The 23257-nt window shown below is 74.7% G+C and carries 19 protein-coding genes; 8 read left to right on the plus strand and 11 right to left on the minus strand.

The window, feature by feature from the left end; translation table 11 throughout:
• Positions 1–71 precede the first annotated feature (71 nt).
• On the plus strand, positions 72–563 hold the full coding sequence (locus ACFWEK_RS00940) for a hypothetical protein (protein ID WP_430552775.1): 492 nt from the start codon (positions 72–74) through the stop codon (positions 561–563).
• A 69-nt stretch (positions 564–632) separates the two neighbouring features.
• Here the strand turns inward: ACFWEK_RS00940 and ACFWEK_RS00945 are convergent, their stop codons facing one another.
• On the minus strand, positions 633–2105 hold the full coding sequence (locus ACFWEK_RS00945; RefSeq protein ID WP_430547640.1) for a dicarboxylate/amino acid:cation symporter: 1473 nt from the start codon (positions 2103–2105) through the stop codon (positions 633–635).
• Between the two features lie 419 nt (positions 2106–2524).
• On the opposite strand from ACFWEK_RS00945, the gene ACFWEK_RS00950 reads away from it, so the two are divergent.
• Positions 2525–3463 carry an arginase family protein gene (locus tag ACFWEK_RS00950; protein ID WP_430552776.1) on the plus strand — a complete coding sequence of 313 codons (939 nt, stop codon included), beginning with the start codon at positions 2525–2527 and terminating at the stop codon, positions 3461–3463.
• Positions 3464–3467: 4 nt separating this feature from the next.
• On the opposite strand, the gene ACFWEK_RS00955 is transcribed toward ACFWEK_RS00950, so the two are convergent.
• The 4 genes from ACFWEK_RS00955 to hutH form a co-directional block, all read right to left on the minus strand.
• A complete protein-coding gene (locus ACFWEK_RS00955; RefSeq protein WP_430552777.1) occupies positions 3468–6281 on the minus strand; it encodes a hypothetical protein in 2814 nt (937 codons plus the stop codon).
• Positions 6282–6412: 131 nt separating this feature from the next.
• Positions 6413–7693: an imidazolonepropionase gene (gene hutI, locus ACFWEK_RS00960; RefSeq protein WP_430552778.1), complete on the minus strand. Its 1281-nt coding sequence runs from the start codon at positions 7691–7693 to the stop codon at positions 6413–6415.
• A gap of 2 nt (positions 7694–7695) precedes the next feature.
• A complete protein-coding gene (gene hutU, locus ACFWEK_RS00965; RefSeq protein ID WP_430552779.1) occupies positions 7696–9375 on the minus strand; it encodes a urocanate hydratase in 1680 nt (559 codons plus the stop codon).
• Positions 9376–9405: 30 nt separating this feature from the next.
• On the minus strand, positions 9406–11022 hold the full coding sequence (gene hutH, locus ACFWEK_RS00970; RefSeq protein ID WP_430552780.1) for a histidine ammonia-lyase: 1617 nt from the start codon (positions 11020–11022) through the stop codon (positions 9406–9408).
• Positions 11023–11118: 96 nt separating this feature from the next.
• On the opposite strand from hutH, the gene ACFWEK_RS00975 reads away from it, so the two are divergent.
• Positions 11119–11877, plus strand: coding sequence for an IclR family transcriptional regulator (locus tag ACFWEK_RS00975; protein WP_430552781.1), 759 nt, complete (start codon positions 11119–11121; stop codon positions 11875–11877).
• A gap of 24 nt (positions 11878–11901) precedes the next feature.
• On the opposite strand, the gene ACFWEK_RS00980 is transcribed toward ACFWEK_RS00975, so the two are convergent.
• On the minus strand, positions 11902–13167 hold the full coding sequence (locus ACFWEK_RS00980; RefSeq protein ID WP_430552782.1) for an amidohydrolase: 1266 nt from the start codon (positions 13165–13167) through the stop codon (positions 11902–11904).
• Positions 13168–13284: 117 nt separating this feature from the next.
• Between ACFWEK_RS00980 and ACFWEK_RS00985 the strand changes: the two genes are divergently transcribed.
• Positions 13285–13761, plus strand: a complete 477-nt coding sequence (locus tag ACFWEK_RS00985) for a hypothetical protein (RefSeq protein WP_430552783.1) — start codon at positions 13285–13287, stop codon at positions 13759–13761.
• A gap of 36 nt (positions 13762–13797) precedes the next feature.
• Here the strand turns inward: ACFWEK_RS00985 and ACFWEK_RS00990 are convergent, their stop codons facing one another.
• Complete coding sequence (locus tag ACFWEK_RS00990; protein ID WP_430552784.1) at positions 13798–14646, minus strand: siderophore-interacting protein; 849 nt, start codon at positions 14644–14646, stop codon at positions 13798–13800.
• A gap of 104 nt (positions 14647–14750) precedes the next feature.
• The gene (locus tag ACFWEK_RS00995; protein ID WP_430552785.1) at positions 14751–15878 is read right to left on the minus strand and encodes an epoxide hydrolase family protein; all 1128 of its coding nucleotides are present in this window, start codon (positions 15876–15878) and stop codon (positions 14751–14753) included.
• Positions 15879–16023: 145 nt separating this feature from the next.
• Here ACFWEK_RS00995 and ACFWEK_RS01000 point away from each other — a divergent pair, with 145 nt between their 5' ends.
• Entirely contained in the window at positions 16024–16974 is a 951-nt protein-coding gene (locus ACFWEK_RS01000) for a helix-turn-helix transcriptional regulator (protein WP_430547651.1), read from the plus strand.
• A gap of 43 nt (positions 16975–17017) precedes the next feature.
• Positions 17018–17476 carry a hypothetical protein gene (locus ACFWEK_RS01005; protein WP_430552786.1) on the plus strand — a complete coding sequence of 153 codons (459 nt, stop codon included), beginning with the start codon at positions 17018–17020 and terminating at the stop codon, positions 17474–17476.
• A gap of 6 nt (positions 17477–17482) precedes the next feature.
• On the opposite strand, the gene ACFWEK_RS01010 is transcribed toward ACFWEK_RS01005, so the two are convergent.
• Positions 17483–18424: a D-2-hydroxyacid dehydrogenase family protein gene (locus ACFWEK_RS01010; RefSeq protein WP_430552787.1), complete on the minus strand. Its 942-nt coding sequence runs from the start codon at positions 18422–18424 to the stop codon at positions 17483–17485.
• An 83-nt stretch (positions 18425–18507) separates the two neighbouring features.
• On the minus strand, positions 18508–19404 hold the full coding sequence (locus tag ACFWEK_RS01015; RefSeq protein ID WP_430552788.1) for a LysR family transcriptional regulator: 897 nt from the start codon (positions 19402–19404) through the stop codon (positions 18508–18510).
• Positions 19405–19532: 128 nt separating this feature from the next.
• Here ACFWEK_RS01015 and ACFWEK_RS01020 point away from each other — a divergent pair, with 128 nt between their 5' ends.
• Positions 19533–20393: an aldo/keto reductase gene (locus ACFWEK_RS01020; protein WP_430552789.1), complete on the plus strand. Its 861-nt coding sequence runs from the start codon at positions 19533–19535 to the stop codon at positions 20391–20393.
• Between the two features lie 47 nt (positions 20394–20440).
• Positions 20441–21376, plus strand: coding sequence for an aldo/keto reductase family oxidoreductase (locus tag ACFWEK_RS01025; RefSeq protein ID WP_430552790.1), 936 nt, complete (start codon positions 20441–20443; stop codon positions 21374–21376).
• 21 nt (positions 21377–21397) lie between these two features.
• Here ACFWEK_RS01025 and ACFWEK_RS01030 read toward each other — a convergent pair whose 3' ends face one another.
• Positions 21398–23092 (minus strand): acyltransferase, encoded by a 1695-nt coding sequence (locus ACFWEK_RS01030; RefSeq protein ID WP_430552791.1) that lies wholly within the window; start codon positions 23090–23092, stop codon positions 21398–21400.
• Positions 23093–23257: the final 165 nt, after the last annotated feature.

The following is a 23257-nucleotide window of genomic DNA, read 5'->3' on the forward strand; positions in this document are numbered from 1 at the left end:
ATCGGGCTCGTCCCCGTATGCGTCCCGTGAGGTCCGGGTCCCGCGGGCCCGCCCCGCAGTAGACCGGAGGCATGAGCCTCACGACGCTGTTCACCACCCTGGTCCGCCCCCGCCGCCCGGCGCTCGAGGGGTGGCCGGAGGGCACCGAGCTCACCGGGGACGACGTGCTCGTGGACCGCACCAGCCTGGCCCGGCTGGCCGAGCACCACCCGACCCCGCGCGTCTACGTCCCGGTGGGCGCGGACGTCACCCGGGTCGACCGCTTCTGGGGCGACGCCGCGGTTCGGACGGTCGTCCTGGCGCGCGTGGAGGACGCCGTCCCGCGGCTCGGGGACGACGTGCGGCAGGCCTGGCTCGACGCCGACCTCGGCGGGTGCGCCGTCCTGCTCGACCGGGCGCGGCTCGTGGGCCGGGCGTCCGCGGAGCCTCGGCGCCCGTTCACCGTGCACCCGGCCCCGGGCCGTGGCGGGCCGGTCGTGCTCCTGCCGCGCGACCTCCGCCGCGGCGACGTCCTCGCCGTCCCCTGCGCCGGGCTGGTCGACGCCGCCGACCTCGCCCGGTAGCCGGTCCCGGGACGCGCCGGAGGCCCGGCGGGTCCTCCCCACCGGGCCTCCGTCGCGTGCTGCGGACCGTCAGGCCTTCGCGCCGGCGCCCACCGGCTCGCGGCCGGCGTCGTCCTGCGCGGGCTCGGCCTGGGCGGCGTCGTCCTGCACGCCGTCCTGCGAGGCCTCGTCCTCGTCGAACAGGTGCTCCGACGACGCGGCGCGGTACTGCTCGAGGTCGAGGATGCCCTCGCGCTTGGCGACGATGGTCGGGACCAGCGTCTGCCCGGCGACGTTCACCGCGGTGCGGCCCATGTCGAGGATCGGGTCGACGGCGAGGAGCAGGCCCACGCCCGCCAGCGGCAGGCCCAGCGTGGACAGCGTGAGGGTCAGCATCACCATCGCGCCGGTGAGGCCCGCGGTGGCGGCGGAGCCCACCACGGACACGAAGGCGATGAGCAGGTAGTCGGTCAGCGACAGGTCGATGCCGAAGATCTGCGCCACGAAGATCGCGGAGATCGCCGGGTAGATCGAGGCGCAACCGTCCATCTTCGTCGTCGAGCCCAGCGGCACCGCGAACGACGCGTACTCGCTCGGCACGCCGAGGTTCCGCTCGGTGACGCGCTGCGTGACGGGCATCGTGCCCACCGACGAGCGGGAGACGAACGCGAGCTGGATCGCCGGCCACGCGCCCTTGAACCAGGCGATGACGCCGAGGCCGTTGGCCTTGAGCAGCACCGGGTAGACGACGAACAGGACCAGCGCGAGGCCCACGTAGATCGCGACGGAGAACGAGGCGAGCGAGCGCAGCGACTCCCAGCCGTACGTGGCGACGGCGTTGCCGATGAGGCCCATCGTGCCCAGCGGCGCGAGGCGGATGATCCACCACAGCACCTTCTGCACGATGGCGAGCGCGGACTTGTTGAACGCGAGGAACGGGTCGGCCTTGGCGCCCGACTTCAGCGCGGCGATGCCGATGACCAGCGCGACGACGAGGATCTGCAGCACGTTGAAGCTGATGCCGGTCTCGGCGCTCAGCGCGCCGTCGGCCCCTGCCTCGACCGACGTCTTCGCACCCAGGCCGAGCACGTTGGTCGGGATGAGGCCGTTGAGGAAGTCGAGCCACGTGCCGGTGCTGGACGGCTCGGCCGCCTCCGCCGTGGTCAGCGTCGTGTTGTGGCCCGGCTGGAACACGAGGCCCAGCCCGATGCCGATCGCCACGGAGATCGCGGCGGTGATGGCGAACCAGAGCAGCGTCTGTCCGGCCAAGCGGGCCGCGTTGGTGACGGAGCGCAGGTTCGCGATCGACGCGACGATGGCCGTGAAGATCAGCGGCGGCACGATCGCCTTGAGCAGGGTGACGAACGACGAGCCGATGGTGTCGAGCGTCGTGGTCAGGCCGTTGGGCGTCTCGCCGTCGGCCTGCGGGCCGAGGGCCAGCGCGAGCCAGCCGAGCAGCACGCCCAGCGCGAGGCCCAGCAGGATCTGGACCGAGAACGACGGGAAGCGCAGGCCCTTGCGTTCGCGCGGCTGCGCGCCGGGGACCTTGGTTGCGGAAGACACAGGTGAACCTTTCGCCGAGGTGCCGCGGGGCAGCACCGGGACAGCAGAGGGTGGGCGCACGGCGCCCGGGGGAGTGCGGGGACGAGCGGGAGACCTCGCGCGGGCCGGTCAGCGGCGGCGCGGGTTCCGGCCGTCGACGGCGTCGTTGACGGTGGGCCGGTGGGTCAGCGACACAGCGCGCTGGCGACGCGACGGAAGTCGACGTCGAGGCGCGCGATGAGGGGGTGCCTCACAGGAACGCTGACGGCCACGGGAACTCCATGCTCGGTGGGGGATCGGGGATCAGCCGATCGAATGATCGACGTGATCGAACGTAGGTATCGAACCCACGAATGCCAGACCCTAGCAGCGGGATACCACGATGCCCAGGGGGTCCCCCGGGTGTGTGAGGCACCTCATGGGAGTCGTACGGTCGGCAGGTGACCTCCGCTCCCCTGCCCCACGACCCGCTCTGGCCCCGCGCGGGCGGCTGGCCTGCGCCGACGGGCTCGCGCACCGACCTGGCCCTGCTCGGCGTCCCCACCTGGCGCACGTCGCTGTCGACGACGGGCGCGCACGCGACGCCCGCCGCCGTGCGCGACGCGCTGCGCCGGTACAGCCCCGCGCTGATCCGTGGCGCCGACGGCGCGCCCGTCGACCTGGGCGAGCTGGCCGTCGTCGACCACGGCGACGTCGACGAGCCGGACGGGCCGGACGGCGAGGCCCGCGCGCGAGCCGCGGTGGGGGCGGCGCTGGCGGGGGCGCGTGCCGTCGTCGCGCTGGGCGGGGACAACGCGCTCACGGTCCCGGTGGCCCTCGGCGCCTGGGGGGACGACGTCGCGACCGCCGGCCTGGTCACCTTCGACGCGCACTACGACCTGCGCGACGGCGTCTCCAACGGCTCGCCCGTGCGCCGGCTGATCGAGGCCGGCCTGGACCCCGCGCGCGTCGTGCAGGTCGGCATCGCGGACTTCGCCAACTCCGTGGCCTACGCCCGCCGGGCCCGCGACCTGGGCATCACGGTCGTGACGCTCGACGACCTCCGCGCCCGCGGGAACGGCCCCGCCGGATGGGCCGACGTCGTCCGCGAGGCGCTCGAGGTCGCGGGCGCCGCGGGCGGGCCCGTGCACCTGGACGTCGACGTGGACGTCTGCGACCGCTCCGTCGCCCCCGGCTGCCCCGCGTCCGTGCCGGGCGGGCTGGCGGCCTGGGAGCTGCGCACGCTGGTCCGCGCCGCCGCCACCGACCCGCGCGTCCGCTCCGTCGACCTCGCCGAGGTGGACGCGACCGCCGACTCCCCCGACGGCCGCACCGTCCGCCTCGCCGCTCTCTGCGTGCTGGAGGTCCTGGCGGGGGTGGCAACGCGCCCTGCGAGGTAGCGGGTCAGCGGATGGTCGTCGTGCGGGCGCTCGCCACCGACTTCGTCGCGTAGCCGGGCCGCGAACCGACCACCGTGACGGTCAGATGCTTCCCGCGTGCACGCGCCGGCACGACGAACCGCGCGCTCTCCCGCGTCGCGATCTTCGCGCCGTCCGCCTTCCACACGTACCTCACGGACGACGGCGCCACCGGTGTCCAGGTTCCACGCCTCGCGGTCAGCGTCGCCCCGACCTTCCGGACGCCGGTGATCGTCGGCCGAGGCGTCGTGAACGTCCCCGGCGCGATCACCGCGGTGCGCGCGCTCGTGACGGACCTTGTCGAGTAGCCCGGACGCGACCCGGTCACGGTGACCGTCAGCCGCCTGCCCTTCGCCGACGCCGGCACCTCGAACGTGCGCGACGACCGCGTCGCGATCTTCACGCCGTCCGCCTTCCACACGTACGTCACCGACGACGGCTCCGGCGACCAGGTTCCCCGCTGCACCGTCAGGGTCTTGCCGACCTTCCGCGTGCCCGAGACCGTGGGTTGTGGCGTCGTGAACGTGCCGGGGGCGACCGCGGCGGTCCGGGCGCTCGTCGTCGACGTCGTCTCGTAGTGCTCACGGGCGCCCACCACCGTCACCGTGATCCTCTTGCCCTTGGCGGACGCCGGCACGGTGAAGGTCTTCGACGTCGCACCGGGGACGGCGGTGCCGTCCACCTTCCAGGTGTAGCGGAAGCTCGTCGGCGCGGGCGACCACGTGCCCCGGACGGCGGTCAGCGTCGAGCCGACCTTCGTCGTTCCGGAGATGCCCGGCACGGCCGCGGTGAACCGAGCGGGCTGGACGGTGACCGTGCGCTCCAGGCGCGACGGGAGGAAGCCAGAGCCGCCGGGATACTCCACGACCACGGGGTAGATGCCGGGAAGCAGCTCCTCCTCGCTGCCGATCCAGAGTTGGCCGTGACCGTTGTCGTCGAGCTGGGCACCGAACCCGAACGGCATCCCGTCGTGGCGAACACGGGCGGTCCCCACAGGGACGAGGGAGTCGGAGCGCACGTCGACCTCCACCGTGTCGGGCATCTGGCCATAGCGCCACGATGACGGCAGGTCGCTCTCCACCCGGGTGGGAGCGGGTGGGAGGACCACGATGCCTCCGGTCCACGCGGCGGAGTCGACCTCGCCCCAGCCCTCGTAGTCGAGATGGGCCGTGTAGGAGCCCGGTTCGAGCTGGAGCTCGCGCATGCAGGTCTCGGCCGGGGCGCCCGACCCGGGCGGGCCGCTCATCTCGTGGACCGTCGCCGAATCACCGTCCACGGTGACGGTGGCCTGGCCGTACCCCGGCCACCAGAGGGGCGATCCGTCCTCCGTGGCGATCGAGAGGCACAGGGTGTCCTCGGAGCCCTGGTGCCAGGTCGCCGGGCCCGAGGTCGTGAGCGCGACCGGGCTGGGTTCGGCGAAGTCCAGCGAGGTCGCGACAGTGGTCGTGGCATAGGGCGATCCGGAGAACGTCACCGTCAGGGCGTGGGACCCGACCTGTGCGTGCTGCTCAGCCCGGAAGGCCAGCTCAGCAGACCCGGACCAGAGAGGAAGCGGCTCGAGCGTCACGACCTGACCCTCGGGGCCGTTGGCCTCGACCGCCGCCTGACCGGCGACCGGGGTCCCGTCCTCGAGCGTGGCGGTCACGTCGAGCCGGACGACGTCCGTGACCCGCAACGGACGGTCCGGGACCTGCACCGGCCGCGCGGACACCTTGACGGAGATCGGATCGCCGACGGCGATCGCCCAGTGCTGGCCGTGGCCGTGATGTCCACCGACGGCCGAGTAGACATCGCGTCCCTCGGGGACCACAGGCGGGGCGGCGGCCTTGCCACGGAGACCCCAGCTCAGGATGGACCCGTCGTCGAGCGTCGCGGCACCCGCCCCCTCGGACATCGCGGCGAGGGACACGACCGACCGGCCGGGGGGAGCGGCAGCGACCTGAGCTCCGCCCGAGGACAGCACGCGGCCGTCCGCCGTGGCCGCGATCACCTCCTCCTGTCCGATGTCGATGCCGACGAACCGTGTACCCGCCGGCGGTTCGACCACCGTGCCGATGGCGGCCCCCTCCCACCCGGCCCGGCAGAGCACGTACGCCCCGTCGCTACGGAGCGCGGCCCAGCTGTCGGGCATCGGCCGTGCCGTGACAGCCGTGTAGCGCAGCCCGGCACCCGGGTCGCGCGCCTCGGAGCACGACTCGCCCGGTTCCGAGGCGGGGTCGAGGGTTCCGTCCGACCGCAGGGCGAGGTCACCTGCGATCGCGGTGTACGTCAGGCCCTCAGGGGGCGACTTCACGGGCTCGCCCGATGCGCCCACCACGACGCCGTCCGACCTGAGGATCCTGGCCTCGCCGTTCCCGTTCACCGACACGGCGGTGAACGTGGCGCCCTCGGCCGGCGCCAGGTGCCTGCTGTGTCCGCCGGAGACGTCGTAGGGGTACGAGTCGACCTGCCCGTCGCTCCGCAGGACCAGGACCTCGTGCTCGTCGGTGGCGAGCCCGACGGCGTACACCCCGTCCGGGAGCGCCCGTGGCGAGCTGCCGTCGAGGGGACCGCCCTGGTCGCCCCAGGCGACGACCTGCCCGCCGTGGGGGCTCGGCGTCCCCTCCTGCACGAACACGCTGTCGAGAAGGGGGGCGTCCGTCGCCTCGGTCGCCGTCGCACTCGACGAACCCGGCAGCGTGCGGGCGGGCAGGGCTCCGGCCGTCGTCGTGGCCAGCCCGAGCACGAGCCCGGTCGCCACGAGCGACGCGCACGCCCGCCGGGCCGAGGGGAGGAACCGCCACAGTGCTGAGGTCGACATCGAGCGCTCCAGCCGAAGGCGCACATGGTCCATGCGCGGGAGAACAAGGCGGCGCGACCATATCGGACACTCGGCACCATTCCGGCCTCGAGTGGGCACTACGCCCCAATTTCACCCGGGTGGTCTGGGGTTCACGGCCGAGGAGCCCGACCGTCCTTCCAGAGGGCGTGCACCAGCGGGACGCCGGGGCGGTAGGCGAGGTGCGTGCGGCTCGGCGCGTCGAGGACGACGACGTCGGCGCGGGCGCCGGGCGCGAGGTGCCCGACGTCGTCGCGGCGCAGCGCGCGGGCCCCGCCCGCCGTCGCGGCCCAGACGGCCTCGGCGACGGTCATGCCGGTCTCCCGCACCGCGAGCGCCACCATGAGCGGCATGGAGCTCGTGTACGACGAGCCGGGGTTGCAGTCGCTGGCCAGCGCGACGACGGCGCCCGCGTCGAGCAGGCGGCGCGCGTCGGGGTACGGCTGGCGGGTGGAGAACTCGACGCCGGGCAGCAGCGTCGCCACCGTGCCGTGCGCCTCGCCGGAGCTCGCCGGGGAGGCCGCCCACGACGACGCGAGCGCCGCGACGTCGTCGTCGGACAGGTACGTGCAGTGGTCGACGGCGGCGGCGCCGAGGTCGACGGCGAGGCGCACGCCCTCGCCCGGCCCGAGCTGGTTCGCGTGCACGCGCACGCCCAGCCCGGCGGCAGCGCCGGCCTCCAGCACCCGGCGCGACTGCTCGGGCGTGAACGCCCCGGTCTCGCAGAACACGTCGACCCAGCGGGCGTGCGGCGCGCAGGCGGCGAGCATGTCGCCGACGACGAGGTCGACGTAGCCGTCCGGGTCGCCGAAGTGCTCGGGCGGCACGACGTGCGCGCCGAGGAACGTCACCTCGTCGGTGACCTCGCGGGCAAGGCGCACGGCCCGCTCCTCGTCGGCGACGCTCAGCCCGTACCCGCTCTTGGTCTCGAGGGTCGTCGTGCCCTGCGCGAGCGCCTGGTCGACGTGCCGGCGCAGCACCGCCCGCAGCGCGTCGTCCGACGCCGCGCGCGTGGCCGCGACCGTGGTGCGGATCCCGCCCGCGGCGTACGGGCGCCCGGCCATGCGTGCCTCGAACTCCGCCGACCGGTCCCCGGCGAACACCAGGTGGCTGTGCGAGTCCACGAAGCCGGGGATCACCGCGCGGCCCTCGACCCCGACGACGCGGTCCGGCGCGCGCCCCAGCGCCGCCTCGACGCCGTCGGCGCACGCGCTCTCGGGGCCCGCCCAGGCGACGCGCCCGCCGTCGAGCAGCAGCGCGGCGTCCCGGATCACGCCCGTCGGGTCGTCGACCGGGTCGACGCCCACGGCGTCCGGGGCGTTCGTCGTGAGCTCGCCGATCCCCAGGATCAGCGTGGCCGGGTGCGAACCGCCCGGGTGCTCCACCTCGCGCATGCCTACGACTCTCGCATCGGCACGCGCAGCCCGCCCCGCGACGCCGCGGCCACGGCGTCGTCGTACCCGGCGTCGACGTGGCGCAGGACGCCGAGCCCCGGGTCGTTGGACAGCACGCGCGCGAGCTTCTGCGCGGCCAGGTCGGTGCCGTCCGCGACGGACACCTGCCCGGCGTGGATGGACCGCCCCATCCCGACGCCGCCGCCGTGGTGCAGCGACACCCAGGTGGCGCCGGACGACGCGGCCGTGAGCGCGTTGAGCAGCGGCCAGTCGGCGATGGCGTCGGAGCCGTCGGCCATGCCCTCCGTCTCCCGGTACGGGGAGGCGACGGAGCCGGAGTCGAGGTGGTCGCGGCCGATGACGACCGGCGCGCTCACCTCCCCGGAGGCGACGAGGTCGTTGAACGCCAGCCCCGCACGGTCGCGCTCGCCGTGGCCGAGCCAGCAGATGCGCGCGGGCAGCCCCTGGAACGCGACGCGCTCCTGGGCGGCGCGGATCCAGCGGTGCAGGTGGTCGTCGTCGGGGAAGAGGTCGAGGACGGCCTTGTCGGTGGCGGCGATGTCACGCGCGTCGCCGGACAGCGCGGCCCAGCGGAACGGGCCCTTGCCCTGCGCGAACAGCGGCCGGATGTAGGCGGGGACGAAGCCCGGGAAGTCGAACGCCCGGTCGAAGCCTCCGCGGCGCGCCTCGTCGCGGATCGAGTTTCCGTAGTCGAACACCTCCGCGCCCGCGTCGAGGAAGCCGACCATGCCCTCCACGTGCCGGGCCATCGACTCGCGCGCCCGGTCGGTGAACTCCTCCGGCTTGGCGGCCGCGTAGTCGTGCCACTCGTCCACCGAGACGCCGACGGGCAGGTAGGACAGCGGGTCGTGCGCCGACGTCTGGTCCGTCACGACGTCCACCGCCACGCCCCGGCGCAGCAGCTCGGGCACGACCTCCGCGCTGTTGCCCTCCACGCCGACGGACAGCGCCCGCCGCTCCGCCTTCGCCGCCTCGACCCGCCGGACGGCGTCGTCCAGGTCGTCGGCCACCTCGTCGAGGTAGCGCTCGCGCACGCGCCGCTCGAGGCGCGACCGGTCGACGTCGACCACGAGGCACACGCCGCCGTTGAGCGTGACGGCCAGCGGCTGCGCGCCGCCCATGCCGCCGCACCCGCCGGTGAGCGTCAAGGTCCCCGCCAGCGTGCCGCCGAACCGCTTGGCGGCCACCGCGGCGAGCGTCTCGTACGTGCCCTGGAGGATGCCCTGCGCGCCGATGTAGATCCACGACCCGGCCGTCATCTGCCCGTACATCGTGAGGCCCTGCGCCTCGAGCCTCCGGAACTCCGGCCACGTGGCCCAGTCGCCCACGAGGTTGCTGTTGGCGATCAGCACCCGCGGCGCCCACTCGTGCGTGCGCAGCACCCCCACCGGCTTGCCGGACTGCACCAGCAGCGTCTCGTCGTCGGCCAGCGTCGTGAGGGTGCGGACGATGGCGTGGTAGCTCGGCCAGTCGCGCGCCGCGCGGCCGGTGCCGCCGTAGACGACCAGGTCGTCGGGGCGCTCCGCCACCTCGGGGTCCAGGTTGTTCATGAGCATCCGCAGCGGCGCCTCGGTCTGCCAGCTGCGGGCGGTGAGCGTCGTGCCGCGCGGCGCGCGGACGGGGACGGGGGTCCCTCGGTCGTAGGACATGGCGTGGGACATCGTCGTCTCCTTCGGGGTCGTTCGGGCGGGTCAGCGGAGCGGGCCGACGGCGGCGCTCGCGGCGGCGACGACGTCGCCGTCGGCGACGAGCCGCGCCACGGCGTCGATCTCGGGGGCGAGGAACCGGTCCGGCCCGGGGCCGGGGACGGCGGTGCGCAGCAGCGCGTGGACGGCGCCGGTGCCGGCGGCCGGCGACAGGCCCGTCCCGGGGGTGCAGCGCAGGTCGAGGGCGCGGGCGGCGGTCATGAGCTCGACGGCGAGCACGCGGCCCAGGCCGTCGACGGCGCGGCGGAGCTTGCGCGCCCCGGCCCAGCCCATGGACACGTGGTCCTCCTGCATCGCCGACGACGGGATGGAGTCGACGCTCGCCGGCGCGGCCAGCCGCTTGAGCTCCGAGACGATCCCGGCGGCCGTGTACTGGGCGATCATGAGGCCGGAGTCGACGCCCGGGTCGTCGGCGAGGAACGCCGGCAGCCCTTCGTTGCGCGCGACGTCGAGGAACCGGTCGGTGCGCCGCTCGCTCATGCTCGCGACGTCGGCCACGGCGATCGCGAGGAAGTCGAGCACGTACGCGACGGGCGCGCCGTGGAAGTTGCCGTTCGACTCGACCCGGCCGTCCACCGTGACGACGGGGTTGTCGATCGCCGACGCGAGCTCACGCCCCGCGACCGACGCCGCGTGCTCGACGGTGTCCCGCGCGGCGCCGTGCACCTGCGGCGCGCAGCGCAGCGAGTAGGCGTCCTGCACGCGGGTGCACTCGGGGCGGCCGTCGGCGTCGAACGTCCGGTGGCTCGCCACGACCGGCGACCCGGCGAGCAGCGCCCGCAGGTTCGCGGCCGACGCCGCCTGCCCCGGGTGCGGTCGCATGCCCACCAGGTCCTCGGCGAACGGCGCGTCCGAGCCGAGCAGCGCCTCGACGCTCGACGCCGCGGCGACGTCCGCCGTCGCGAGCAGGCGGTGCAGGTCGTCCAGCGCGAGGCACAGCATCCCGAGCATGCCGTCAGTGCCGTTGATGAGGGCCAGGCCCTCCTTCTCCCGCAGCTCCAGCGGCGCGATGCCGGCCGATCGGAGCGCGTCGGCGGCGTCGACGCGGTCGCCCTCGGCGCCCGACGGTGCCGCCACCCGCACCGGGCCCTCCCCCAGCGCGGCGAGCGCCACGTGCGCCAGCGGCGCCAGGTCGCCGGAGCAGCCGAGCGACCCGTACTCGTGCACGACCGGCGTGATGCCGGCGTTGAGCATCGCCACGTACGTCTCCGCGACCACCGGGCGGGCGCCCGTGCGGCCGGTGGCGAGCGTCGCGAGCCGGAGCAGCTGCAGCGCGCGCACCACCTCGCGCTCCACCTCGGGGCCGCTGCCCGCGGCGTGCGAGCGCACCAGCCCGAGCTGCAGCTGCGCCCGCTTGTCGGTGGGGATGTGGCGGCGGGCGAGGGCGCCGAACCCGGTGGAGACGCCGTAGTGCGGGCGGGCGTCGTCGGCGAGGTCCTCGACGACGGCGCGGCTCGCCGCCATCCCCGCCAGCGCGCGGTCGGTGAGGTGGACCTGCGCGCCGTGGCGGGCAACCGCGACGACGGCGTCGACGGTCAGCAGGTCGCCGCCGATCTCGACGACACGGTGCTCGGCGGCGGCGCGGGAGTTGGTGACGGTCATGCCGCCAGCACACACCGTCCGCGGCCTGCTGGACACGGGTTCCGGCGAGGTTCAGTCTGGGATCCCAGACACGTTGCAGCTCGCGAATGAGGCCCGATGGCGGACGTCCCGGCGGCGCGCAGCACGCTCCGGCTGCTGACGTACCTCGCCGCGCAGGCGGGCCCGGTCCCGGCGGCGGCTGTCGCGCAGCACCTGGGCCTGCCGCGGTCCACCGTCTACCACCTGCTGTCCGTGCTGGTGGACGAGGGCTTCGTGACGCACCTGCCGGAGGAGCACCGCTACGGGCTGGGGACGGCGTCGCTGTCCCTCGGGTCGGCGTACGCGCGGCAGGCGCCGCTCGCCCGGCTGGCGCGCCCCGTCGTCGCGCGGCTGGTCGAGACGACGGGCGAGAGCGCGCACCTCGCCGTGCTGCACGGCCGCGAGGTGCTGTACCTCGTGGAGCAGCGCGCGCCGCACCGGCCCAGCCTCGTGACCGACGTCGACGTCCGCCTCCCCAGCCACCTCACCGCCAGCGGCCGGGCGGTGCTGGCGCTGCTGCCCGCCCCGCAGGTACGGGCGCTGTTCCCGTCGGCGGCGGCGCTCGCCGACCGCACCGGCGTCGGCCCGCGCACGCTGCGCGACCTGCGCGAGGTGCTGCGCGACACCCGCCGCCGCGGCCACGCCACCGAGGACGGCGAGGTCACGACCGGCCTCGCGTCCGTCGCGCACGCCGCGCTCGACCACACCGGCCACCCGGTGGCGGGCGTGGCGCTGACGTTCTGGTCCGACGACGTCGACGCCGCCCGTCGCGACGAGCTCGCCGCAGCGGCCGGTCGTGCCGCCGCCGAGATCAGCCGCCGGCTGGGCGCCCGCTGACCCGCCGCGCGCACCGAGCGTGGGTCAGGCGAGCCACTCCCGCGCGGCGGCGACGAGCGTCGCGACGCCGAGGTCCAGCGTCGGCTCGGGCACGGGAGCGAAGAACGGCGAGTGGTTGGACGCGACGCCCTCGGGGAGCCGGCCGGCCGTCAGGTCGACGCCGGCGAACCGGGCCGGGTCGAAGCCGCCCAGGAACCAGTACACGAGCGGCGCGCCGGCGTCGGTGGCGAGCTCGCCGACGTCCTCCGACGCCGCCATCGGCGGCAGGGTCAGGACGGCGGGCCGGCCGCCGACCGACTCGATCAGGCCCCGCTGCCCCTCCAGCGCGGCGGCCAGCACCGGGCGGGTGCGCTCGGCCGCCGCCGGGTCGTTGACCATGGCCGCGAAGGTGGTGATCGTCTCGACCTCGGGCGCCCCGGGGGCGCCGGACGCGGCGGCCTCGGCCTCGACGATGCGCCGGATCGCGCCGAGCACGCGCTCGCGCACCGGCTCGGTGAAGGTCCGCACGTTGACGAGCAGCTCGGCGCGGTCCGGGATGATGTTGGGCTGGGTCCCGGCGTGGATCGCCCCGACCGTCACGACCGCCGAGTCGCTCGCCGCGATCTCGCGGGACACGACGCCCTGGAGCCGCTGCACCGTGGCCGCGGCCATGAGCACGGGGTCCACGGTGGTCTCCGGCATCGACCCGTGGCCCCCACGCCCGTGCAGCGTGATCCGCAGCGAGTCCGTGGCCGACATCGCGACGCCCGGCGTCACGCTCACCACGCCGGCGGGCGTGGGCATGACGTGCTGGCCGAGCACGACGTCCGGCGCGCCGCCGACGGTCGCGTACAGGCCGTCGTCGAGCATGGCCCGCGCGCCGTTGCCCAGCTCCTCCGCCGGCTGGAAGACGAGCAGGAGCGTGCCCGACCAGGTGTCCCGTCGCGCCGCGAGCTCGGCCGCGGCGCCGAGCAGGCAGGTGACGTGCACGTCGTGGCCGCAGGCGTGCATGACGCCGGTCTCCTGACCGTCGGCGGCCGTCGTGACCTGCGTCGACGCGTAGGGCAGCCCGGTCCGCTCGGTGACCGGCAGCCCGTCCATGTCCGCGCGCAGCAGCACGCGCGGCCCCGCGCCGTTCGCCAGGACGCCTGCGACGCCCGTCCCGCCGATCCCCTCGTGCACGTCGTAGCCCCAGCCGTGGAGCCGGTCGGCCACGACCCGGGCCGTGCGGTGCTCGGCGAAACCGAGCTCCGGGTGGGCGTGCAGGTCGGTGTAGATCGCCGTCAGCTCGGACGTCGTCAGCGCACTCATGGCGTCATCCTGCCGCCGCGGGGCGTCGCCGTCCTGGGCAGCCGGGACGGTCGCTGTGTGCAAGATCTCCACGGCCCCATAAGGGAATGTTCAGGTTGGCAGTGCAGAATCGTGGCCATGACGTCAGCGACGACGAGCACCACGAAGGGCAAGACGACGACCCGTCTCGCCGCGGCGAGCCTCCTCGCCCTCGCGATGATGCTCGGCGCGTGTTCCGCCCCCGCCGACGTCGAACAGTTCATCGCCGACGCGCAGAGCCAGGCCGAGGCCATCGACTCCGACCTGCAGCGCATCGAGGAGCAGGTGACCGGCATCCCCGACGAGCTCCGCACCGACGTCACGAACGCGATGGCCTCCGCCCAGGCCGCGACCGACGAGGCGCGCGAGGCGCTCGCGCGGGCCGAGAAGTCCCAGGACGGCGCGGTCGTCGCCCTCGAGGACGCGCAGGTGGCGCTCGAGGCGGCATCCGCCGAGGTCAAGCACGTGACGGGCGAGGCGCGGGAGAGCGGCTCCGACCAGGTGGCCGACCTGCTGTCCACGCTGCAGGAGCAGATCGACGCCCTGCGCGGCGAGACGGAGAACGCCGCCGCCTGACGCGGTACGTCACTCCGCGGCGTCCGGCAAGGCGGGTCAGTCCGGGTCGCTCGGGTCGATCGGCAGGTGGTGGTCGAGGTTGACCGTGCCGCGCCGCCAGTACCCGGAGACGTGCACCTGCTCGGCGGGCAGCCCCAGCTCGCGCCGGAGGTAGCGGCGCACGGGGACCAGGTCGTTGGCCTCGCCGAGCCCGACGAACAGCTCGTCGGGCTCCAGCCCGCCCAGGGAGCGCACGGCGTCCGCGAGCTGCCCCGGGCCGTCGGTCCGGTAGAGGATCTCGACGGTCGCGCCGTCCAGCTCGCGCTCGACGTGCGCCTCGTCGACGTCGTCGCCGATCTCGACGATCGCGGTCACCGGCACGTCCGTCCCGACGGCGGCCACCCAGCGGGCGAGGGCCGGCAGGCCGGTCTCGTCGCCGGCCAGGGTCAGCCTGCCGATCCCGTCCGGCACCCCGACGCTGCCGCGCGGCCCCGCGAGCACGACCTCGTCGCCCACGGACGCCCGGGACGCCCAGGCCGACGCCGGCCCCTCGTCGCCGTGCAGCACCCAGTCGACGTCGACCTCGGCCACGCCGTCGACCGTCCGCGCGGCCCGCACGGTGTAGTCCCGCGAGATGGACACGACGCCGGTCGGGCGCTGCAGGCCGCCGTCCGCGGCCAGGGTGGGGGCGTGCAACTCGCCGGTGGCCGGGTCGGGCAGGAACACCTTGACGTGGTCCTCCGGGCCGGGCGCCCGCAGCGCCGCGAGCGACATCGGGGCGCCCGGGTCCGCACCGTCGACGTCGCGGAACGTGGTGCGGCGCAGCGTGCCGGTCAGCTCGGTGACGGCGTGCACGCGCACGCGGCGGGGGACCAGGTCGAGGCGGGTGCGGGGTCGTGTGAACACCCGTCGATTCCACCACGACGATCAGTTCGGCACGGAGCAGATCTGTTCGGCAACGTCCCCTGCCGAACAGATCCGCTCATTGCCGAAGTGACGGTCCGGCCGGCTCAGCCGAAGAACACCCGCAGGTCGGCGACGACGTCGTCGGGCACCTCCAGCGCGGCGTAGTGGCCGCCGCGCGGGAACTCCGACCAGTGCTCGATGCGCGCGTTGTCGCGCTCGGCGAAGGCACGGATCGTCTGGAAGTCGTCCTGGAAGACGGCCACGCCGATCCGCCCGGTGCTCACCACGGGCTCGGCGCCGGAGCGCTGCTCCGCGTAGTGGTACCGCGCCGCCGTCGCGTAGGTGTTGGTCAGCCAGTACAGCGTGGCCTGGGCGAGCACCTGCTCCGGGCTCACCAGCGACGTCCCGTTGCCGAAGCTCTCGAAGAGCTCGTGGTATGCGAGCGTCGCGACGGGCGAGTCGGCCAGCCCGGCCGCCATCGTCTGCGGGCGCGACGCGTTCATGACGTTGTAGGCCCCCACCGACTGGAACCACTGCAGGTGGCCGAGGGCGGCGTACTCCTTCTCGCCGAACCCGTCCATCTCCCCCTCCGCGCCGGACGGGAACGAGAACAGCTGCAGCACGTGGGCCCCGAGGAAGCCCTCCGGGTCGAGCACCGCCAGCTCGCGCGACACCATCGCGCCGCCGTCGCTGCCGTGGATGCCGTACGCGTCGTAGCCGAGCCCCCGCATGAGCGCGTCGTACGTGCGCGCGACGCGCGCCATCGTCCACCCCTCGCCCACCAGCGGCGTCGAGAACCCGAAGCCGGGCATGGACGGCACGACGACGTCGAACGCGTCCTCGGCACGCCCGCCGTGGGCGACGGGGTCGACGAGCGGGTCGATCATGTCGAGGAAGTCGAGCACCGAGCCGGGGTAGGTGTGCGCGAGCAGCAGCGGCGTCGCGCCCGGGTGCGGCGAGCGCACGTGCAGGAAGTGGATCGGCTGCCCGTCGATCGCGGCGGTGAACTGCGGGTAGGCGTTGAGCCGCGCCTCCACGGCGCGCCAGTCGAAGGCCTTCCAGCGCTCGACCATGTCGCGCAGGTACGACTCGGGGGTGCCGTACTCCCACGAGTCGCCGGGGGCTGCCGGCGCGAAGCGGGTGCGCTCGAGGCGCTGCTGCAGGTCGTCCAGGTCGGCCTGCGGGACGGCGACGGTGAAGGGGCGGAGCTCGAGGCGGGTGGTGGCGTCCATGACGTTCTCCCAGGTCGTGAGCCGGGCCCGTGCCCCAGCTCCTGAACCCCACGATAGGAACCGTTCAGGAACGGTTCTTTCCTCTATTCTGGACGAGTTTCGACGAGTTCTCAGCACGTCCCCGGCGACCCTCCCGGAGGTCTCGATGGGCTCCACGTCCGCACGTCTGCTCGCGCTGCTCGGGCTGCTCCAGTCCCGCCCCGACTGGTCCGGCGCGGAGCTCGCCGACCGCCTCGACGTCACCGACCGCACCGTGCGCAACGACGTCGCGCGGCTGCGCGAGCTGGGCTACCCCGTCCACGCCGTGCGCGGCCCGGGCGGGCGCTACCGGCTCGGCGCGGGCGCGCGGCTCCCTCCGCTCCTGCTCGACGACGGCGAGGCGGTCGCGGTCGCCGTCGGGCTGCGCGCCGCGACCGGCACGGCCGGCTTCGAGGAGTCCGGCCAGTCCGCGCTCACCAAGCTGGAGCAGGTGCTGCCCGACCGCCTGCGGCGCCGGGTGTCGGCGCTGCGGACCGCCTCGACGGCAGGGCCGGCGAACACCGGCCCCTACACCGAGGAGCCCGAGGTCGACCCGGAGGAGCTCACCGCGCTGGCCGCGGCGATCCGCGACCACCGGGGCGTGCGCTGCGACTACCAGGGCGAGCCGCTGGAGCTCGAGCCGCACCACCTGGTCGCCTGGCAGCACCGGTGGTTCCTCGTGGCCCGCGACCCGTCCACCGGCACCTGGGCGCCCTACCGCGTCGACTGGCTGCGCCTGCGCACCCCCGGCGGGCGGCGGTTCACCCCGGTCGAGTTCCCCGGCGACCTCACGACGTTCGTCGTGCAGGAGGTGGCGCGCACGGGGTGGGCGTTCCACGCTCGCGTCGTCGTCGACGCGCCGGCGCAGGAGGTCCTGGCGCGGATCAACCCCGCGGTCGGCACGGTGCAGCCCCTGCCCGACGGACGGTCCGTGCTCGTCACCGGCGGCGACAGCGCCGAGGTCGTCGCGGTCTGGATCGGCCTCCTCGGCCTCGACTTCCACGTCTCCGAACCGCCCGAGCTGGTCGAGCACCTGCGCGTGCTGGCGGCGCGCTACGCCCGAGCCGTCCCGGGCTGACGACGTGCTCGACCTCCGCCCCGCGCTGCGTCACACTGTGCCGGTGAGCGATCCGTACCAGCCCGGTCAGCCGTACCAGGAGCCGAGCCAGCAGCAGCCCCAGCCCGGCTACTCCGAGCAGGCCTACCCGCAGCAGGCGTACCCGCAGCAGGGCTACCCGGCCGCGCAGGGCCAGTACCCCCAGGGCCAGTACCCCCAGGCGTCGTACCCGGCGTACCCCGCCTACGCCCCGGAGCCTCCGGGCCGCACGATGGGCATCGTCGGCTTCATCCTCGCGTTCGTCATCTCCCCCGCGGGCATCGTCGTGTCCGCGATGGCGCTCTCGGAGTCGAAGAAGGCCGGCGTCGACAACCCGCTCGGCAAGTGGGGCCTGTGGCTGTCGATCATCTTCACGTCGATCGCGGTGCTCTACGTCGTGTTCATGATGCTGTTCGTGTTCGGCGGCCTGCTCACCGTCTTCTCCACGTCGTCGACGTTCGACAGCGTGGGCATGTCCGTCTGAGGACCCTTACGTCAGCACCCGCACCGGCGCCCCCGCCGCCCAGGCGGCGACGTCCTCCACGGCCTGGCCGTAGAAGGTGCGGTACGTCGCCTCGGTGACGTACCCGACGTGCGGCGTGAGCACCGTGCGCGGCGCGGAGCGCAGCGGGTGGTCGGCGGGCAGCGGCTCGACGTCGTACACGTCCAGCCCGGCCCCGCCGATCCGGCCGTCGTGCAGCGCGGCGAGCAGGGCGTCCGTGTCCACGAGCGGCCCGCGCGAGGTGTTGACGAGGACGGCGGTGGGCTTCATGCGGGCCAGGTCGTCGGCGCCCACGATGCCGCGGCTGCGGTCGCTCAGCTTGTAGTGCACGGTGACGACGTCCGACGTCGCGAACAGCTCGTCCTTCGCGACGGCGCGCACCCCCGCCTCCGCGGCCTTCGCCGGGTCGAGGCGCTGGCTCCAGGCGACGACGTCCATCCCGAACGCCTGGCCGACCCGCGCCACGCGCGCGCCGAGACGCCCGAGCCCGACGATGCCCAACCGTCGACCCTCCAGGTCGCCGCCGACGGTGTGCTGCCACCCGCCGTCGCGCACCGCCCGGTCCTCGGCGGGCACGTGCCGCAGCACCGCGAGGATCAGCGCCCACGTGAGCTCGGGCGTCGCGTTCGCCGGGGACTCCGTGCCGCACACGACGACGCCGCGCTCGCGCGCCGCGTCGAGGTCGATCGCCGCGTTCTGCCGCCCGGTCGTCACCAGCAGCCGCAGGTCGGGCAGGCGCGCCAGCCGCGCGGCGGTGAACGGCGTGCGCTCGCGCATCGCGACGACGACGTCGTACCCCGCGAGCGCGGCGACCACCGCGTCGTCGTCGGCCAGCGGGTGGTCGACGACGTCGACCTCGGCCCCCAGGCCCGCCCAGTCCGCGAAGCGGCGGGCGACCCGCTGGTAGTCGTCCAGGACGGCGACGCGCACGATGACCTCCTCGTTCGGCCCGGCTCTCGGGCGGTGCCGACGCTACCGGCGGGAGCAGATCACGGCGCGGCCGCAGGCCGCCGTCAGGCCGGCTGCGCCACGGCCAGGTTCGCCTCCCCGACGAGCTCGAGCAGGCGGGCGGCGGTGGGCTCGGCGGTCGGCGCCGCGATCGCGGCGACCACCCACTCGGGCGTCCCGCGCGCGGGCAGCTCCAGCACCGCGAGGCCCGCGGCCTGCGGCTTGGTCGCGACGTGCTGCGGGACGACGGCGATGCCGAGGCCGCGCTGCACGAAGTCGAGCAGCGTGTGCACGTCGTCGACGCTCATCCGCACCCGGCGCTCGAGGTGCCGGGCGCCGAACGCGTCGTCGGCGAGCCGCCGGATGGCCCACTGCTCCCGGAAGTCGACGAAGTCGCGGTCGACGAGGTCCTCCCACGCGACCTCGGGGGCCGAGGCGAGCGGGTCGGTCGCGTGCGTGAGCAGCACGATCGGGCGGCGGCCGAGCTCGAGCCGGCGCAGGGAGCCGAGGTGCTCGGTGGCCGCGACGAACGCGACGTCGAGGTCGCCCGCCCGCACCTGCGCGGTGAGCTCGCGCGATCCGGCCTGGGTGAACTGGACGTCCACGAGCGGGTAGCGCAGGCGGAACCGCTCGAGCAGCGGCGCGACGTCGACCACGCCGAGGCACTGCTCGGCGCCGAGCCGCAGCCGGCCCGAGAGCTGGTGGCTCGCCCGCAGGACGGCGTCGCGCCCCGCGGCGGCCTGGGCGAGCATCCGCCGTGCGAACGGCAGCAGCGCCCGCCCGGCGTCCGTGAGCGCGACCTGCCGCGTGGTGCGCGCGAACAGGTCGGCCCCGAGCTCGCGCTCGAGGTTCCGGATCGCGGCGGACAGGCCGGACTGCGTGACGCCGCAGAGCGCCGCCGCGTGCGTGAAGTGGCCCTCCTCCGCCACCGCGACGAGGTACTCCATCTGCCGCAGCTCCATTGATCGCTCCCGGTGCTGAAACCCATCAGGTCAAGTTGTTGGACTCATCAACGGTCCCCTTCCTATCGTCGGAGCCACCGACGACACAAGCCGCCGACGACAGCTCCACCGACGGCATGAGGAGAGCCGTGAAAGCTCGCACGATCGGAACCCGGACCGTCAGCGCGATCGGGCTCGGCGGCATGCCGATGTCCATCGAGGGGCGCCCCGACGAGGCGCGCTCGGTCGCCACGATCCACGCGGCGCTGGATGCCGGGATCACCCTGATCGACACCGCCGACGCCTACCACCTGCACGCCGACGAGGTCGGCCACAACGAGGAGCTGATCGCCCGCGCGCTGCGCTCCTGGGGCGGCGACGCGTCCGGCGTCCTGGTCGCCACCAAGGGCGGCCACCTGCGCCCCGGCGACGGGTCGTGGACGCAGGACGGCCGCCCCGAGCACCTCAAGAAGGCCGCCCAGGAGTCCGCCCGCCGCCTCGGCGTCGAGGCGATCGGGCTCTACCAGTTCCACCGCCCGGACCCCGCCGTGCCCTACGCCGAGTCGATCGGCGCGCTCGTCGAGCTGCTCGACGAGGGCACCATCGTCGAGGCCGGCATCTCGAACGCGAGCGTCGCGCAGATCGACGAGGCGAACGAGGTGCTGGGCGGACGGCTCGCGTCCGTGCAGAACCAGTTCTCGCCCGCGTTCCGCTCCAGCCTGGTCGAGCTCGAGCACTGCGCGTCCCTCGGCGTCGCGTTCCTGCCCTGGTCGCCGCTCGGCGGGATCCGCCGGGCGGGCGAGGTCGGCACCGCGCACGCCGCGTTCGGCCGCGTCGCCGAGGCCCGCGGCGTCAGCCCGCAGCAGGTCACCCTCGCGTGGGAGCTCGCGCTCGCGCCCGTCGTCGTCCCCATCCCGGGGGCGTCGCGACCGGCGAGCGTCGAGGACTCCGCGCGTGCCGTCGACCTCGTCCTCACCGCCGAGGAGCTCGCCGAGCTCTCCGGCTCCTGACCCGCCGCACCACCACCGACCCACCTCTCCCCGATCGAGGAGGATCCATGCGAACCGTCCCCCTGGGCACCACCGGCCGCCAGGTCCCGAACGTCGTGCTCGGCCTCATGCGCATCCAGCAGCTGGACGACGACGCCGTCCGCGAGCTCGTGCGCACCGCCCGCGACGCCGGCATCGACTTCGTCGACCACGCCGACGTCTACGGCGAGGAGCTGCACGGCTGCGAGCGCCGCTTCGCCGAGGCGATGCGGCTGACGCCGTCCGAGCGCGAGCAGCTCACCATCCAGTCCAAGGCCGGCATCGTGCGCGAGGGCCCGTACTTCGACTTCTCGTACGAGCACCTCGTCGAGTCCGTCGAGGACTCCCTCGCCGCGCTCGGCACCGACTACCTCGACGTGCTCCTGCTGCACCGCCCCGACGCGCTCGTGGAGCCGGACGAGGTGGCGCGCGCGTTCGACCACCTCGAGTCGTCCGGCAAGGTGCGTGCCTTCGGCGTCTCCAACCACACGCCCGGCCAGATCGAGCTGCTGAAGAAGTCGGTGCGCCAGCCGATCGTCGCCAACCAGCTGCAGCTGTCGATCACCCACGCGCCGATCGTGGCGCAGGGCGTCGCGGCCAACATGGCCGGCGAGGACCAGTCGCTCACCCTCGACGGCGGCGGCATCCTCGACTACTGCCGCCTGCACGACATCACGGTGCAGGCCTGGTCGCCGTTCCAGGCCGGGTTCTTCACCGGCGTCTTCCTCGGCTCGGACGACTACCCCGAGCTCAACGCGGTGATCGACCGCCTCGCCGCGAAGTACGACGTGCCGCCCATCGCGGTCGCGGTCGCGTGGATCACGCGCCACCCGGCGGGGATGCAGGTCGTGCTGGGGACGACGACGCCGGAGCGCGTCGCCGGCGCGGCGCAGGGCTCGGACCTCCCGCTCACGCGAGCCGAGTGGTACGAACTGTTCCGGGCCGCCGGGTACCGCGTGCCCTGAGCGCCGACCGGCCGGGACCCGTCAGCGCTCGACGGGTTCCGGCCGGTGCACCCCGCGCGGCCGGTAGCCGAGCTGGTCGGACAGCCCGGCGAGGTCGGCGAGCAGCCACACGATGGCCAGCCACATCTCCGTGCCCTGCAGGCCCGGCGTCGTCCCCGGGGTGCCTGCGGTGGACGGGTGCGCGGCCTGGAAGGAGAAGCCCTCGCCGGCCGACCAGCGGCGCAGCGCCTGCGCGAGAAGGCCTCGCGCCAGCTCGACGACCTCGTCGCCGCGGTGGCCGGTGCCGCGCGTGAGCCACAGCGGGTGGGCGACGTCGAGCACGTTGCACGCGTTCTGCCGCTCGGGGCGGAAGAACCGCGGGTCGCGGGCGTGCTCCAGCACGGTGTCGACCACGCGCTCCGGGAACGGCACGGGCAGCCCGAGCTGGGCGAACGTGCCCCGCGACGCCCGGTAGTAGCCGTTGACGACCTGCAGGAGCCCTTCGGGCCCGCCCGGTGTGCCCCACATGCCCGTGCGCGGGTCCGCCCGGGCGAGCAGCCATCCGAGCAGGGACTCCTGCGCCCCCGGCGACCCGGCGACGCCGGCGCGGTGGTTCCCGTGCATCGCGGTGCCGAGGATGTCGACCCAGTGGCCGGCCGACCATGCGCCGGCCTCCCAGTCCTGCCGCTCCAGGCCGTCGATCACGTCGGCCGGGGTCGCGTCGGCCACGACGGCGACCGGGTGGGCGAACGCGCTGCCGAGCAGGTCGAGCGCGTACCCGACGGACAGGACGTGGTAGCCGGCGGCGGGGTCGAACAGGCCCGGGCGGGGCGGCACGGGTACGAGGTCGGCCCCGAGCTCGCCCACCATGCCGGTGGCCGGGTCCTGCCAGGACCGCAGCCGGTCGACCTGCTCCTCGGCCGGCAGCTGCGGCGGGGGCCCGCCGAGCAGCAGGTCGGCGATCTCGACGGCGTCGCACTGGGCGCGGACGGTGGGCGCCGTGCCGGGGGCGTCGACGAACAGCCCGGTCGCGGGGTCCCAGCACCGGTCGAGCAACGTCCGGGCCTGCTCGTGGGCCCGGTCGGCGAACTCTCGCACCTCTCGCGCGAGCCCGCCGGCGGCCGGCGCCGCGGCGGTCTCCGGCACCCGCCAGCGGATCAGCCGCGCCGGGTTGCCGCCCACGACGGCGCCCGCGGGCACGTCCTTGGTCACGACCGCCCCTGCGGCCAGCACCGCCTTGTCCCCCACCGTGACGCCGTCGAGCACGACGACGTGGGAGCCGATCCACACGTCGTCGCCGATCGTGATCCCCGCGGAGGTCAGCGGCTGGCGGTGCACCTCCGTCTCCGGGTCCATCGAGTGGTTGAACCCCAGCACGGACGTGTGCGAGCCGATGCGGACGGCGTCGCCGAGGCGCACGTCGCCACGCACCACCGTGTACGGGTTGAGGCTGCAGTCGCGGCCCGCCCGCAGGGTGCCGCTGACGTACGCGCCCGCGGCGACGTAGGCGCGGTCGCCCAGCTCGAGGACCTCGTTCGTCACCGACGCCTGCTCGGACACGAAGCACCGCTCGCCGAGCTCGTACCCCCGGTCGCGGCCCAGCTCCGCCTGGAGCGCGAGCTGGCGGTCGCGTTGGGCGTCGTCGGCGTCGGCCCAGAACCGCCAGGGCGTGAAGTCGAGCGCGCTCCGGTCGAGCTCGGCTGTCACCGGTTCCTGGGTGTGCGTTCGCACTGGCATCTCGACTCCTGTTCGTCGGCGGGGATCCGCACGAGTGTCGGACGGCGGCGGGCAGCGAGAACCCCTCGTAGAGCGAGGGCACGCACGCGACCTGCGCCGAGCGGACGAGGTCGACCAGCTCCTGGTCGCTGATGCCCTTGACGAAGCGGACGGCGCCTTCGAGCC

Origin of the sequence: Isoptericola sp. NPDC060257 (assembly GCF_042726645.1) — a bacterium.
GTDB classification, from domain to species: Bacteria; Actinomycetota; Actinomycetes; order Actinomycetales; family Cellulomonadaceae; genus Isoptericola; species Isoptericola nanjingensis.

Excerpts from the sequence above, each read along its gene's own strand:
- ACFWEK_RS00995 (WP_430552785.1), bottom strand. The coding sequence starts at position 15,878 with ATGGACGCCACCACCCGCCTCGAGCTCCGCCCCTTCACCGTCGCCGTC.
- ACFWEK_RS01015 (WP_430552788.1), bottom strand. The coding sequence starts at position 19,404 with ATGGAGCTGCGGCAGATGGAGTACCTCGTCGCGGTGGCGGAGGAGGGC.
- ACFWEK_RS00985 (WP_430552783.1), top strand. The coding sequence starts at position 13,285 with ATGACGTCAGCGACGACGAGCACCACGAAGGGCAAGACGACGACCCGT.
- ACFWEK_RS00975 (WP_430552781.1), top strand. The coding sequence starts at position 11,119 with ATGGCGGACGTCCCGGCGGCGCGCAGCACGCTCCGGCTGCTGACGTAC.
- ACFWEK_RS00955 (WP_430552777.1), bottom strand. The coding sequence starts at position 6,281 with ATGTCGACCTCAGCACTGTGGCGGTTCCTCCCCTCGGCCCGGCGGGCG.
- ACFWEK_RS01030 (WP_430552791.1), bottom strand. The coding sequence starts at position 23,092 with ATGCCAGTGCGAACGCACACCCAGGAACCGGTGACAGCCGAGCTCGAC.
- ACFWEK_RS01000 (WP_430547651.1), top strand. The coding sequence starts at position 16,024 with ATGGGCTCCACGTCCGCACGTCTGCTCGCGCTGCTCGGGCTGCTCCAG.
- hutH (WP_430552780.1), bottom strand. The coding sequence starts at position 11,022 with ATGACCGTCACCAACTCCCGCGCCGCCGCCGAGCACCGTGTCGTCGAG.
- ACFWEK_RS00940 (WP_430552775.1), top strand. The coding sequence starts at position 72 with ATGAGCCTCACGACGCTGTTCACCACCCTGGTCCGCCCCCGCCGCCCG.
- ACFWEK_RS01025 (WP_430552790.1), top strand. The coding sequence starts at position 20,441 with ATGCGAACCGTCCCCCTGGGCACCACCGGCCGCCAGGTCCCGAACGTC.
- ACFWEK_RS00980 (WP_430552782.1), bottom strand. The coding sequence starts at position 13,167 with ATGAGTGCGCTGACGACGTCCGAGCTGACGGCGATCTACACCGACCTG.
- hutU (WP_430552779.1), bottom strand. The coding sequence starts at position 9,375 with ATGTCCCACGCCATGTCCTACGACCGAGGGACCCCCGTCCCCGTCCGC.
- hutI (WP_430552778.1), bottom strand. The coding sequence starts at position 7,693 with ATGCGCGAGGTGGAGCACCCGGGCGGTTCGCACCCGGCCACGCTGATC.